This window comes from Pseudomonas sp. PB101 (assembly GCF_009764265.1).
GTDB lineage: Bacteria > Pseudomonadota > Gammaproteobacteria > Pseudomonadales > Pseudomonadaceae > Aquipseudomonas.
The window spans coordinates 64,480-77,958 of the sequence record NZ_RWIR01000024.1; the positions used below are offsets into that span (position 1 = coordinate 64,480).

The following is a 13,479-nucleotide window of genomic DNA, read 5'->3' on the forward strand; positions in this document are numbered from 1 at the left end:
CGGCAAGCCAGCTCCCACAGGATCGTCGGTGAGCCTGGATTGTTTGGCATCACACAAATCCGTAGGGGCCGGCTTGCTGGCGATGGCGAATGTGATGCCGCCATCGCTGGCAAGCCAGCGCCTACAGGGTCGTGGGTGAGTTCGGATTGTTTGGCATCACACAAGTCTGTAGGAGCCGGCTTGCTGGCGATGGCGAATGTGATGCCGCCATCGCCGGCAAGCCAGCTCCCACAGGATCGTGGGTGAGCTCGGATTGGTTGGCATCACACAAGTCTGTAGGAGCCGGCTTGCTGGCGATGGCGAATGTGATGCCGCCATCGCCGGCAAGCCAGCTCCCACAGGATCGTGGGTGAGTTCGGATTGTTTGGCATCACACAAGTCTGTAGGAGCCGGCTTGCTGGCGATGGCGATGGCGAATGTGACATCGCCATCGCGGGAGCAGGTTACGCGGTGTGGCCGCCCAATGTTTCGGCAATCCAGTCGGCGATGTAATGACCCGCATTGATGCTGTTGTCGAAGCTGGAATGTTGCACGCCACCTTCGCGTTCGGTGAAGATTTTAAGTTCTCGTTTAGGGCTGTTGACCAATTGCTCGTAAGTGCGATGCGCCCACTTCAGTGGGATCTGTGAGTCCTTTTCACCGTGGGTCACCAGGAACGGAACCTTGATGCGATCCAGCACGCCATCCAGGTGCACGTTTTCGGAGATGGCCATGAACTCATCCATATCTTTCGCCCCCCACACCCAGCACACGTGCGCCCAATAGTGCGGAACCGGGAAGCTGCCTTCTTTTTCAAGACGACGCTTTTGCACATCGCGCCAGTCATGGTTGGCGCCCCACACCACACCGCAGGCAAACCGTGGTTCAAACGCCACGGCACGTGGGCAGTAATAGCCGCCGAGCGAGACGCCCTCCAGGCCAATCCGCTTGGCATCCACATCGCTACGGGTTTCCAGCCAGTCGACCACCCGGCTGGCCCAATGTTCGCTGTCGAAACGTGCGACCAGGTTATGCAGACGCAGTGCTTCTCCCGTGCCGGGTTGGTCGATGATCAACGATGAAATACCGCGTTTGGCCAACCACGCCGGCAGTCCGACGCGATATTTCATTTCTTTGGTCGAATCCAGTCCGTTGACCTGCACCAGGATCGGGGCCGGGCCGCTCACGCCTTCTGCACGCACCAGCAAGCCGGAAATGTGTTTGCCCTCGTAGGGGATTTCTACGCGTTCACAGTTCTCGCGAGACAGTTCTATACCGCGTTTGAATGTCTGCAAAAAACGCTGGTACAGCTCCGTCCGGCCCGGCGCGCCATGCGCCTGCAAACGTTCACAGGTGAGGTAGTAGGTGGCCGCGCGGTTGTATTTTTCGCCGGCGGACAGCAGTCGTCCATGGCCTTCATCTTCCTCGGCCAGGCCGCAGAGTTTGTCGGCCATCTTCGCCCAGGTTTCGCGAAACGCCTTGGTTCCAGCGGCGTCGGGTTGCTGGGCGGCGTCCTGCAGCGGCGCGCACATCTCTTCGATTTCACCCATGCGGGCGCCCATCTCGATGGCCAGGTCGACGGAGAGATTCCACACGTAATTGGTCGGGAAATAACGGAACATGATTGTTGTTGTCCTTGTGGTTGCCTTGTCGTTCACAAGGCACGTTAAGGACGCGCCGACTAATGCGCCAATCGTGACTCGGGATGGGAGGTATCGCGAGCGGCGATATGATCATGCTCAAGATGCTGGATGAATTCGCTGATGCGTTCACGTAGCCAGCGATGCATGGGGTCGCCGTCGACACTGCGGTGCCAGAGCATGAATTCACGCATGACCGGTATTCTCACCGGTGGATTGAGGATGCGCAGCGGCAGGTGCTCGGCGTACAACCGCGCCAGACGCTGGTGCATGGTGGCGATGCGCTGGGTGCCGACGACCAGTTGTGGCAGGGTGTTGAAGTCGTTGGTGATGACTTCGATACGGCGGTTGAAACCGTACTGGTTCATGAACCATTCTTCGATGCTCAAGTGCCGGGTGCGACCAAAGCCGACAGACACGTGGCCCATGTCCATGTACTGCTCAAGGGTCAGGCTGTCGCCGACCAGGGTATTGCCTTGCCAGACCACGCAGACGTGGTCCTCTTCGAACAACAGCTGGTGAGGGTGGCCTTCGATGATGTAGCGCTCAGGCACGATCATCAGGTCGACCTCGCCGCGAATCAGCAATTCACCGGAATTGTCGCCAGGGCCGAGCATCTCGAAGGTGATGTTGGGCGCTTCCTGATGGATCTTCTGAATCACCTGGGCAAACAGCACACTGATCAGATAATCCGAGGTCACAAGGCGGAAGTGTCGTTTGCTGGTCGTGGGGTCGAACACCGGCTTGGCGGTGATCGACGACTGGATCGTCAGCAGCACTTCGCGGATGGGCTTGGCGAGCTCCTGCGCGTAAGGCGTGGGCTGCATTTTACGCCCCACTTGCACCAGCAGTTCGTCCTCGAAATAGGTACGCAGGCGTCCCAATACACCGCTGGTGGCGGACTGCGTCATGTGCAAGCGTTCGGCGGCGCGGGTGATGTTCTGCTCTTCGAGCAGTACATCGAGTGCGACCAACAGATTCAGATCCAGGTGATTGAAACGCATCAGGCATGTCCGTTCTTGTATTTATTTTCACGATACATTCCGGTTAATTCATCGTCCCGTCAACCCCGCCCGTGAGCCGATACCCAGCACGCTCAGGTATCGCGTTTGCCGATAGGTCACATCCCCACTTGCGATTAGTCAGCTGCCAAACCGCACGGCAATCTTCGCCGCAGTCGGACTTTTCGCCGACACCACCACCGGATTCCATGCATCGCTGACGGGCCTGTCGAGCCCTCGGTGCCTGCTTCCGGATACTAATTTCAATGGAGTGGTAGCGATGAACATCATTGGCCTTGATGCCCTGATTTTTGGCGTCGATGACATCCAAGCCTGTACCGATTGCCTGCGTGATTACGGCCTGGCGCCGGTTGACGTCGACAGCAATGGCGGGCGTTTTGAAGCACTGGACGGCACTGCCGTGATCATTCGCCGTGCGGACGACCCGAGCCTGCCGGCTGCCATCGGCCCGGCGCCTTCGATTCGCGAAACCATCTACGGTGTTGCCAGCGCGGCTGACCTCGACGCCATCGAAGACGAGTTGGCGCGAGACCGTCAGGTCACCCGTGAAAACGGCGTGCTGCACAGCGTCGACGACATGGGTTTTGCAATTGCTTTCCAGGTCAGCGTTCGCAAGCCCTTCAACGCTCCTGATGACCTGACCAATGCTGCCGGCCACGCACCACAGCGTCCGCTTAACCAGCCGGGCATCACCCTCGAAATGGCTGCGGTGCCACGCACGCTGTCGCACGTCGTGTATTTCGTCCCCGATGCCGTCAAGGCCGAAGCCTTCTACGCCGAACGCCTGGGCTTCAGGACCACCGACACCTTCATCGGCGCGGGGCCATTCATGCGCCCTGCGGGTTCCGATGATCACCATTGCCTGTTCATGATCCAGACCCCGCCGCACATGAAGGGCTGCGAACACTTCACCTTCCACATGGGCAGCGGCACTGAAGTGTTGCTGGCCGGTACGCGCTTCGAGCAAAAAGGCTGGACCAGTTTCTGGGGCCCTGGTCGTCACCTCTTTGGCTCCAACTGGTTCTGGTACTTCAACAGTCCGCTGGGCTGCCACATCGAATACGACGCCGACATGGACAAACACGATGACGCCTGGGAGGCGCGCCGTGCGCCGCTGTCGGCGGACAACTCGCAGTTGTTCCTGTTTACCTCGAAGGAAAAATGGGCGCCGGGCGGCCCGCCGCGGTAGGTATCTGTCATGGATCACAGCGATTTCCCCCTGTGCCGGATGGACGAACTGGTGGAAGGGCAGGCGCGCGGCTTCGATCCATTGCAGCGTGGCAGGGACAGTGTCTTTGCACTGGTGCACGAGGGGCAGGTGCGGATTTATCGCAACAGTTGCCCGCATCTGGATGTGCGCCTGGAGTACCGCAAGGACCGGTTTTTGTCGGCTGATGGTCAGTTGATCGTCTGTTACGCCCACGGTGCGCAGTTTCTTCCGGAGACCGGCGAATGCGTCTACGGCCCGTGTCTGGGCCAGAAGCTGGACGCGTTGCCATGGCGCCTGGAGGAGGGTTGGGTGGTGCTGCAAATGCCTGTAGCGACGGCGTTGTCAGGGTTGGTTGAGGTATCGCGTTTGGCGATACATCGCATCCCTACTCGCGATTAGTCAAATCCCTGCTTTGACAGGAAGCTGAACCTGACGACGCAGTGCCCGGCGCTGCATCGAATCACAAGAATAAAAAGTGAGTAAGCCATGAGTGCAGTGAACAAAGTTCTGATCGTGGGCGGTGGTATTGGTGGTTTGTGTGCGGCCATTGCACTGCGACGCAAGGGCATTGAAGTCGATCTGATCGAACTCAAGTCAGAATGGACCGTTTACGGTGTCGGGATCATCCAGCAAAGCAACGTCGTCCGCGAGATGGCCAAGCTCGGCGTGCTCGACGGTTATCTGGATGCGGCGTACGCCTTTGAAGACGTCGCCATCTATGGCCCGGCCGGCCAGCAATTGGCGCGCATTCCGGGTCAGCGCCTGGCGGGGCCTGCCTACCCGGCGAACGTCGGTATTTCACGTCTGGCACTGCATAAAGTCCTCAGTGAAACCGCCCTGGAGCTGGGCGCCAAAGTACGCCTGGGGCTCAGTGTGGAAACCCTGAATGACCAGGGTGACAGCATCGACGTGTTGTTCACCGATGGCAGCCGCGGTGACTACGACCTTGTGGTGGGCGCCGATGGCTTGTTCTCCAAAGTGCGCGACCTGCTGTTTGGTGACACTTACAAACCACGGTTTACGGGTCAATCGGTGTGGCGCTACAACTTCCCTCGCGACCCGCAAATCGATCACCTCGCCAACTACCAGAGCGCTGACGGCAACGCCGGCCTGGTGCCACTGGCTGGTGACTTGATGTACCTGTTCCTCACCTCCCACGAACCGTCCAATCCCTGGATGGACCCACAGACGCTGGCCGAGCAGATGCGTCAGCGCCTGCAAGGTTTCACCGGCCTCATTGGTCAGTTGCGTGAACAAATCACCGACAGCAGCCAAGTGGTTTACAAGCCCATGGAGGTGGTCTTCGTCAACGAGCCCTGGTACCGCGGTCGTGTCCTGTTGATCGGCGACGCTGCCCATGCGACCACGCCACATCTGGGACAGGGCGCGGGCATGGCGATCGAAGACGCCATCGTACTGAGTGAAGAACTGACTGGCGACGGCAGCATCGAGCAGGTTCTCCAGCGCTTCATGGCGCGCCGGTTCGAGCGTTGCAAGTACATCAGCGAAAGCTCGGTGTTGGCTGGCGACAAGGAAATGCAGCACGACCGCGAGTTCGATCGGATCGGGTTGGTCAAGCAGATGCTTGCGCTGACGGCCGAGCCCATTTGATTCACCCACAGCAGTTACCACTATAAAAACAAGAGGTTAATGCGATGGTTAGTTCCACGACTGCGACGCTTGCGCGCCGCCCGGTCTGCACGTCTGCACCCTTTGGTTTCACCTTGGCCGCTGCGCTGGTGCTGTGCAGCCAGGCTGCCCATGCCTTTCAGGTAGACACCGGCAATCCTGATTTCAACCTGCGCTGGGATAACACAGTGAAGTACAGCGCCGCATGGCGCACCCAAAATCCCAGCAGCAAACTGACCGAAGGGCAGGTGTCACTCAACCAGGACGATGGCGATCGGGCGTTCAAAAAAGGCCTGATTTCCAATCGCACGGACATCCTCTCCGAACTGGACATGTCGTTCAAGAACGTCGGTGCGCGCCTCAGTGGCGCCGCTTGGTACGACAGCGCCTATCAACACGACAATGACAACGACGATCCGGCGCGTGCCAACGCCCGTTCCGTAGCCTACGACGAATTTACCGATGACACCCGTCACCTGCATGGCGGTGACGGTGAATTGCTCGATGCATTCGTGTACTGGAACGGCGAACTGGCCGATCACGCCACGTCCTTGCGTGCGGGCCGCCACGGCTTGATCTGGGGTGAGAGCCTGTTCTTCGGGGCCAACGGGATTGCCGGTGGCATGGGCCCGGTCGACGTGGTGAAGGCGCAGTCCGTACCCAACACCCAGTTCAAGGAAATCACCCGTCCGGTCAATCAACTGTCGGGGACTTTTCAGCTGACCGACGACGTGTCGCTCGGTGCCTACTACCAGTTGGAATGGGAAGAGACACGCCTGCCAGGTGCCGGCAGCTATTTCTCCACCAGCGACACCATTGGTGAAGGCAACGAACGCCTGATCGTGGGGGCGCCATTCCCTGCGTTTCTCGGTGGCAATCCCGGCAGTCCGGCGGCGTTCTTCCACGGCAATGACAAGGAAGCACGAAGTTCGGGGCAGGGCGGTTTGCAGTTGAAGTACAGCGCGGAAACGGTCGAGTACGGCCTGTACGCGATCCAGTATCACGACAAAACCCCCAAGCTGTACCTCAAGCCCTCCGCCGGTGCACCGAACTTCAGCACGGGCCAGATCGGCGAATACTACTGGGTCTACCCGGAAGACATTCGTGCCTTCGGCGCCAGTTTTTCTACCACGGTTGATGAGTACAGCTTCGCCGGTGAAGCCTCGATGCGCTGGAACATGCCGCTGGTTTCCAACGGTCAAACCGTGCTGCCCGGGGTCGTGGCTGACAACGATGACGACGCCCTCTACGCGGTCGGCCGTACTGCCCACGTCAACCTCAACGTCCTTGCTTCGTTCGGGCCGAACTTCCTTGCCAGGGAATCGGGACTGGTCGGCGAGATCGCCTGGAACCGACTGCTGAGCGTCACCAAAAACCGTGCAGCCCTCGACCCCAATGCCACCGACGACGGCCTCGGGTTCAAGGTGGTCTACACCCCGACCTATCGCCAACTCTTCTCCGGCATCGACATCAGTTTCCCGGTCGGCCTCAGCTACTTCCCGCTGGGCAAATCGGCCGTTGTCAGCTCCTTCGGCCCGGACAACGGCGGCGACATGAACATCGGCATCACCGCCACTTACCTGGATCGCGTCACCGCCGGCCTGACCTACACGCATTACTACGGCGCCGAAGACACCAACCTCAACGCCGCCAGCCAGTTCAATTACAAACAATCGCTGAAAGACCGGGACTACCTGGCTTTCTCCGTCAAGACCACGTTTTAAGAGGACTTGCGCATGACCCACAACAAGAAAACCGCAGCCTTCAAGCTCAAAGCCCTTGGCTTGGCACTGCTCGGAAGCCTGGCCATTTGCAGTCAGGTGACATTGGCAGCGACGGCCGAAGACGCGGCCAAACTGTCGAAAAGCCTGACACCGTTCGGGGCCGAGCGCGCCGGTAACGCTGACGGCTCGATTCCCGCCTGGGACGGTGGCTACACCAAGGTCGACCCTTCGTTCAAAGAAGGCGGCAAGCGCAGCGACCCGTTTGCCGCTGACAAGCCGCTGTTGAGCATCACCTCGAAAAACCTGGCGCAATACGCCGGCAAACTCAGCGACGGCACCAAGGAAATGTTCAAGCGTTTCCCGGACACTTATCGCATCGACGTTTACCCGACACGTCGCACCGCCGCCGCGCCTCAATGGGTGTATGACAACACCCTGAAAAACGCCACCCGCGCCAAACTGGTGGACAGCAGCGCAGGTCCGGTACCTGAAGGCGCCTTTGGCGGCATCCCGTTTCCGATCCCGCAAAACGGCGCCGAAGCCATGTGGAACCACGTGTTGAATTGGCGTGGCACCTCAGTGTCGATGCATTTCCGTCACTACCTGATGACTGCAGACGGCAAGCAGGTGATGACCACCGACGGCCAGGCCATTCAGGAAATGCCGTATTACTACAAGGAAGGGACGCCGGAGTCGTTTGCCGGTGACTACTGGCTGTTCCGGCTGCTCAACGTCGGTCCGCCATTGCGCGCCGGCGAGCAGATCATGGGCCGCACCAACATCAACGGCGACCTGTCCCAGGCGCACGTTTACCTGACCGGCCAGCGCCGTGTGCGCAAGCTGCCCAATGCCTGCTGCGATACGCCGACACCCGCGACTGCCGGGGTGATGTCGTTCGACGAGTTGAGCGTGTTCCAGGGCCGCATGGACCGCTTCAACTGGAAACTGGTGGGCAAGCAGGAGATGTACATCCCCTACAACACCAACAAGGTGCAAGCCGCCGCCAAACCTGAAGACCTGTTCCTCGCTCACCACATGAACCCGGATTACGTGCGCTGGGAATTGCACCGGGTGTGGGTCGTGGAAGCGGACCTGGCACCGGGCAAGCGTCACCAGTTGCCGAAGGGCCGCTACTACCTCGATGAGGACACCTGGCAAGCCATGCTGGGCGACCGCTGGGACGCCAACGGCCAACTGGCCAAGACGTTGTGGTCGTTGCCAGCGGTACTCCCGGACCTGCCCGCGCAGGCGCAATTGTCCTCGGGCTTTTACGACCTGACCTCCGGCGCCTGGTTTATCCAGAACGTCTACACAGGCCTGCCAGAACAGTACGGCATGGTGGATCGCTACAAGGCCTCCGAATTTTCGCCGGCGGCAATGGCGGGTGCCGGGGTTCGTTGAGACGGACCGGGTCGCGGTGAGTGGACCGTGATCCGGTTTCAAACGGTTTGTCGAGGTCGGTAATGAACAGAATCTGTCAGGTGGTGGGTCGGCTCATGTGTCTTATGGCGTTGCCGTTGAGCCTGGCGCATGCCGCTGCGGTGGGCGACACGCTCGATACGCCGGCGATGCAGGCGCCGCAGGCGAAATCCGCGGTGTTGCTGGACCTGGCCCGTGCGGGTGCGCGGTTGGTGGCGGTCGGTGAACGGGGCATCGTGCTGCTTTCCGATGACAACGGCGTGAGCTGGCGTCAAACGGCGGTACCGGTTTCCGTCAGCCTTACGGCCGTGCAGTTTATCGACGCGGATACGGGCTGGGCCGTCGGGCATGCGGGTGTCGTATTGGTCTCCCATGACGGCGGTGAGCACTGGGCTGTGCAACTCGATGGGCTGCGTGCCGCACAGATAGAACTGGCAGGTGCTCGTCAGCAACTGCCTTCGGCCAACGACCAGGAGGCGGCCGCCGCGCGGGTGCAAACGGCTGAACGACTGGCCGGCGAGGGCGCTGACAAGCCGTTTCTAGCCGTGCAATTTGTGGACGCCCGACACGGCTTGATCGTGGGGGCGTATGGCCTTGCCTTTCGCACCGACGATGGCGGCGTCACTTGGCAATCCATCATGGGCAACATCGATAACCCGATGGGTGCGCACTTGTCTGCGATCACCCAACAGGGACAACACTGGTTCCTGGCGGGCGAGCAGGGCTACCTCGCTCGTTCGGACGACGCCGGTCATTCATTCGCGCAGTTGGAAAGCCCTTACACGGGGAGCTTCTTTACCGTGCAGATGCGCGATGACGGTGTCTTGCTCGTGGCCGGGTTGAAGGGCAATGCGTTTGTCTCCAGCGACCTGGGCCAGAGCTTCCAGCCTGCGCCGGTGACGATGCCGGTGTCTTTCAGTGATGCAATCCGTACCGACGACGGCCAGTTGTTGCTGGTCAATCAGAGTGGCGCCTTGTTTCGCACCGACAACCCGCCCGGCGCAATGCTCAAGCCTATCGGCAAACCGCTCGGCAAGCCCGTCTCCAGTGTTATCCAGGCCGCCGACGGCAGCCTGACGCTGGCGGGTTTCACTGGATTGACGCGCCTGTCGCCGTCAATCGCCAACGCTTCGGAGTGAGGTTATGAAGTCTTTCGACAACGCCACGGCAAGCCTGGCGAATTTCGATCCATGCTCCGGTTCAGTGGTGGAACGCACACTGTTCAATCACCGCCTGTGGGTCTTGTTGGTGTGTGTGTTGACGACCCTGGTATTGGGTTATCAAGCCACCCGTATCGAGCTCAATGCCAGCTTCGAAAAAATGATCCCCACGCAACAGCCCTACATTGCCAACTACCTTGAGCATCAGAAGCAGCTCACGGGTTTAGGCAACGCGCTGCGGATCGTGGTAGCCAACAAACACGGCGATATCTATGACGCCCAGTACCTGAAAACCTTGCAGGCGCTGAGTGACAAACTCTACCTGCTGCCGGGCATCGACCGGGCGTACATGAAGTCGCTATGGACACCGGCCACGCGCTGGGTCGCCGTCACCGAAGACGGTCTCGACGGCGGCCCGGTGGTCCCGGATGACTACAGCGGCACCGCCGCCAACCTCGATGCACTGCGGCGCAATGTGCAGCGCTCCAACGAACTCGGTCAACTGGTAGCGTTCGACCAGGCCTCCAGCATCATCTACGTGCCGTTGCTGGCAACCACCCCTGACGGCAAAGCGTTGGACTACGCGGTCTTGTCCGCGCAACTGGAAGCCCTGCGCAGCACCTATCAAAGCGATGACATCGATATTCGCATCACCGGTTTCGCGAAAAAAGTCGGCGACCTGATCGCCGGCCTGAAGCAGATCCTGCTGTTCTTCGCCGTCGCGATCCTGATCACCACCGCCGTGCTGTTCTGGTACACCCGCTGCCTGCGCAGTACGGTGCTGGTAGTGCTGTGCTCGCTGGTGGCGGTGGTCTGGCAGCTCGGACTGCTGCCATTGTTGAATTACCAGTTAGACCCGTACTCCGTGCTGGTGCCGTTCCTGGTGTTTGCCATCGGCATGAGCCATGGCGCGCAGAAAATGAACGGCATCATGCAAGACATCGGGCGTGGCATGCACCGGGTGGTGGCTGCGCGATTCACCTTCCGGCGCCTGTTCCTCGCCGGGCTGACAGCGCTTTTGTGTGATGCCGTAGGTTTTGCGGTGCTGATGCTGATCAAGATCCAGGTCATTCAAGACCTCGCGGTGATCGCCAGCATCGGCGTGGCGGTGCTGATCTTCACCAACCTGATTCTGCTGCCGGTGTTGCTCTCTTATGTCGGCGTGACACCGCGTGCCGCGCAACTGAGCCTCAAGAGCGAACAGGCCGAGCAAAGCGGTCAGCAGCGCCATGGGTTCTGGCGCTTTCTGGACCTGTTCACCCATCGGCGCTGGGCCAGCCTGTGCATCGCCATCAGCCTCGCCTTGGCAGCGCTCGGCTTTCTGGTCAGCCTGCAACTGAAAATTGGTGACCTCGACGCCGGTGCGCCGGAACTGCGTGCGGACTCGCGCTACAACCAGGACGATGCTTTTCTGACCCGTCATTACGGCGCCAGCAGCGACCTGTTCGCGGTGATGGTGAAAACCCCCGCCAGCAGTTGTGCGCGCTACGACATTCTGGCCAAGGTCGATGCCCTCGACTGGCAACTGCGCGCCTTGCCGGGCGTTGACTCGACCAACTCGCTGGCGTTGCTGAACCGGCGCATGCTGGTGGGGCTCAGCGAGGGCAATCCGAAGTGGTACGAGCTGCAGAACAACCAGGCGATGCTCAACATGATCACCGCCAGCGCGCCGCGGGGGTTGTACAACGAAGATTGCAGCCTGTTGACCCTGTACGCCTACCTCACCGACCACAAGGCCGAGACGCTGACCCGCCTGGTCGAACACGTGGAAAAGTTTGCCGCCGAGAACAACACCGACGAGGTGCAATTCCTCCTGGCAGCCGGTAACGCCGGCATCGAGGCGGCGACCAATATCGTGGTCAAGCAAGCCAACCGCGAGATGCTCGTCTGGGTCTACGCTGCGGTGATTCTGCTGTGCCTGATCACCTTCCGCTCCTGGCGCGCCACGCTGTGCGCGGTGATTCCGCTGATGCTCACGTCCATCCTCTGCGAAGCGTTGATGGTCTGGCTGAACATCGGTGTGAAAGTCGCCACGCTGCCGGTCATCGCTTTGGGCGTCGGCATCGGTGTCGACTATGCGTTGTACGTGATGAGCATTCTCCTGGGGCATCTGCGCCAGGGGGAGAGCCTGTCTGAAGCGTATTACCGCGCCCTGGTTTCCACCGGCAAGGTGGTGATGCTGACCGGTATCACCCTGGCCATCGGCGTGGCGACCTGGACATTTTCACCCATCAAATTCCAGGCCGATATGGGCGTGCTGCTGGCGTTCATGTTTGTCTGGAACATGGTTGGCGCGTTGGTGTTGCTGCCGGCGTTGGCGTACTTCCTGTTACCCGCACGCAGCAAGGCGCAGGTTGCCGTTGCGGCGATGCCCAACGAGACGGATGCCGAGAAGGCAGTGGGTGCGCACGTTCAACACCTGCAAATCAAGGAGCCCTGTCATGGTCGCTGAAACCGTCGTAAAACCTGCTCGGAAAGCCGGAGTGGCGCAATCGCTGTTGCTGCTGTTGGGCAGCTGCTTGCCAGTGCTGGGCGCAGTGTTGCTGGCCCCGGTGTTGCCGAGGATGCAGGCGCATTTTGCCAGCGTCGACGGCAGCGCCGTGCTGGTCCCCATCGTACTGACGCTGCCAGCGTTGGTGATTGCCTTGCTGGCACCGTTCGCCGGGCTGATTGCCGATCGACTTGGGCGCAAGCCGTTACTGCTGGCGAGCATGGTGCTGTATGTGCTCTGCGGCGTGCTGCCGCTCTGGCTCGAGTCGCTGCAGGCCATCGTGCTCAGCCGTGCCGGCATTGGTTTGGCCGAGGCGGGCATCATGACCTGCTGCACCACACTGATGGGTGACTACTACAGCGGTGCCAAACGCGAGCGTCTGTTTGCCTTGCAGATGGTCGCGACGTCTTTGTCGGCTGCGGCATTCATCGCGTTGGGTGGCTTCCTGGGGCAGAACGACTGGCGTACGCCGTTTGCGTTGTACGCCGTCGGTTTGATTTTTCTGCCGCTGATGGCCTGGCAGCTGTGGGAGCCGCAAGCCCGCACGCAGCCTGAGCAACCTTCACAGGCATTGCCTACCGGAAAATTCCCGTGGCGCGGGCTTACACCCCTGTACGTGTTGTCGCTGTTGGCAGGTTTGAGCCTGTTCATCGTGCCGGTGCAGGCCGGGTATCTGCTCAACCTGCTGCACGTCGATGCTCCACAACAAATCGGCATGACCATGGGCGCCAACCAACTGGGCGTGCTGGTCGGTGCACTGAGTTTTCGATTGTTCAGTGGCATGCGAGGGCAGCATCTGCTGATGAGTGCCTACGTACTTGCAGGCATTGGCGGGTTATTGATGGCGGCTGCCGCGACCCATACGCAGGTCGTGGTTGCAGTGACGATCAATGGCCTGGGCATCGGCTTGATGCTGCCGACACTGATCACCTGGATCATGGCGCAAGTCGGTTTTCATCAGCGCGGGCGGGCGGCTGGGTGTTTCACCGCCGCGATCTTCGCTGGCGAATTCATCAGCCCTCTCGTTGTTCTTGGCATGACCCGTGGTGACTCCACGGTGCTACCTCAGGCATTGGCCATCGTCGGTGGCCTGCAACTGCTGGTGGCGGTGTTTTGTCTGGCCGTGCCCAGGCTGGGTGGTTTGTTGCACGACACAAACGTTGTGGTCGGTGGCACGACCCTCGCCGACAAAAATTGAACGAGGA

10 protein-coding genes are annotated in these 13,479 nt (G+C 60.3%); 8 read left to right on the forward strand and 2 right to left on the reverse strand.

The window, feature by feature from the left end; all coding sequences use genetic code 11:
• Positions 1–443: 443 nt before the first annotated feature.
• Both EI969_RS06940 and EI969_RS06945 read right to left on the reverse strand, forming a co-directional pair.
• A complete protein-coding gene (locus EI969_RS06940) occupies positions 444–1,601 on the reverse strand; it encodes a S9 family peptidase (RefSeq protein ID WP_160386787.1) in 1,158 nt (385 codons plus the stop codon).
• Between the two features lie 59 nt (positions 1,602–1,660).
• Entirely contained in the window at positions 1,661–2,623 is a 963-nt protein-coding gene (locus tag EI969_RS06945; protein WP_160386788.1) for a LysR family transcriptional regulator, read from the reverse strand.
• 277 nt (positions 2,624–2,900) lie between these two features.
• Between EI969_RS06945 and EI969_RS06950 the strand changes: the two genes are divergently transcribed.
• From EI969_RS06950 to EI969_RS06985, 8 genes are all read left to right on the forward strand, one after another.
• Positions 2,901–3,830 carry a VOC family protein gene (locus EI969_RS06950; protein ID WP_160386789.1) on the forward strand — a complete coding sequence of 310 codons (930 nt, stop codon included), beginning with the start codon at positions 2,901–2,903 and terminating at the stop codon, positions 3,828–3,830.
• A gap of 9 nt (positions 3,831–3,839) precedes the next feature.
• On the forward strand, positions 3,840–4,250 hold the full coding sequence (locus EI969_RS06955) for a Rieske (2Fe-2S) protein (RefSeq protein ID WP_160386790.1): 411 nt from the start codon (positions 3,840–3,842) through the stop codon (positions 4,248–4,250).
• 87 nt (positions 4,251–4,337) lie between these two features.
• Complete coding sequence (locus tag EI969_RS06960; protein WP_110658383.1) at positions 4,338–5,462, forward strand: FAD-dependent oxidoreductase; 1,125 nt, start codon at positions 4,338–4,340, stop codon at positions 5,460–5,462.
• Positions 5,463–5,506: 44 nt separating this feature from the next.
• Entirely contained in the window at positions 5,507–7,204 is a 1,698-nt protein-coding gene (locus tag EI969_RS06965) for a DUF1302 domain-containing protein (RefSeq protein WP_160386791.1), read from the forward strand.
• A 12-nt stretch (positions 7,205–7,216) separates the two neighbouring features.
• Positions 7,217–8,605: a DUF1329 domain-containing protein gene (locus EI969_RS06970; protein ID WP_160386792.1), complete on the forward strand. Its 1,389-nt coding sequence runs from the start codon at positions 7,217–7,219 to the stop codon at positions 8,603–8,605.
• Positions 8,606–8,667: 62 nt separating this feature from the next.
• A complete protein-coding gene (locus EI969_RS06975; protein WP_160386793.1) occupies positions 8,668–9,762 on the forward strand; it encodes a YCF48-related protein in 1,095 nt (364 codons plus the stop codon).
• 4 nt (positions 9,763–9,766) lie between these two features.
• Positions 9,767–12,235, forward strand: a complete 2,469-nt coding sequence (locus tag EI969_RS06980; RefSeq protein WP_160386794.1) for an RND family transporter — start codon at positions 9,767–9,769, stop codon at positions 12,233–12,235.
• Positions 12,225–13,472 (forward strand): MFS transporter, encoded by a 1,248-nt coding sequence (locus EI969_RS06985; protein ID WP_160386795.1) that lies wholly within the window; start codon positions 12,225–12,227, stop codon positions 13,470–13,472. The genes EI969_RS06980 and EI969_RS06985 overlap by 11 nt, the downstream gene beginning before the upstream one ends.
• The last annotated feature ends 7 nt before the right edge of the window (positions 13,473–13,479 follow it).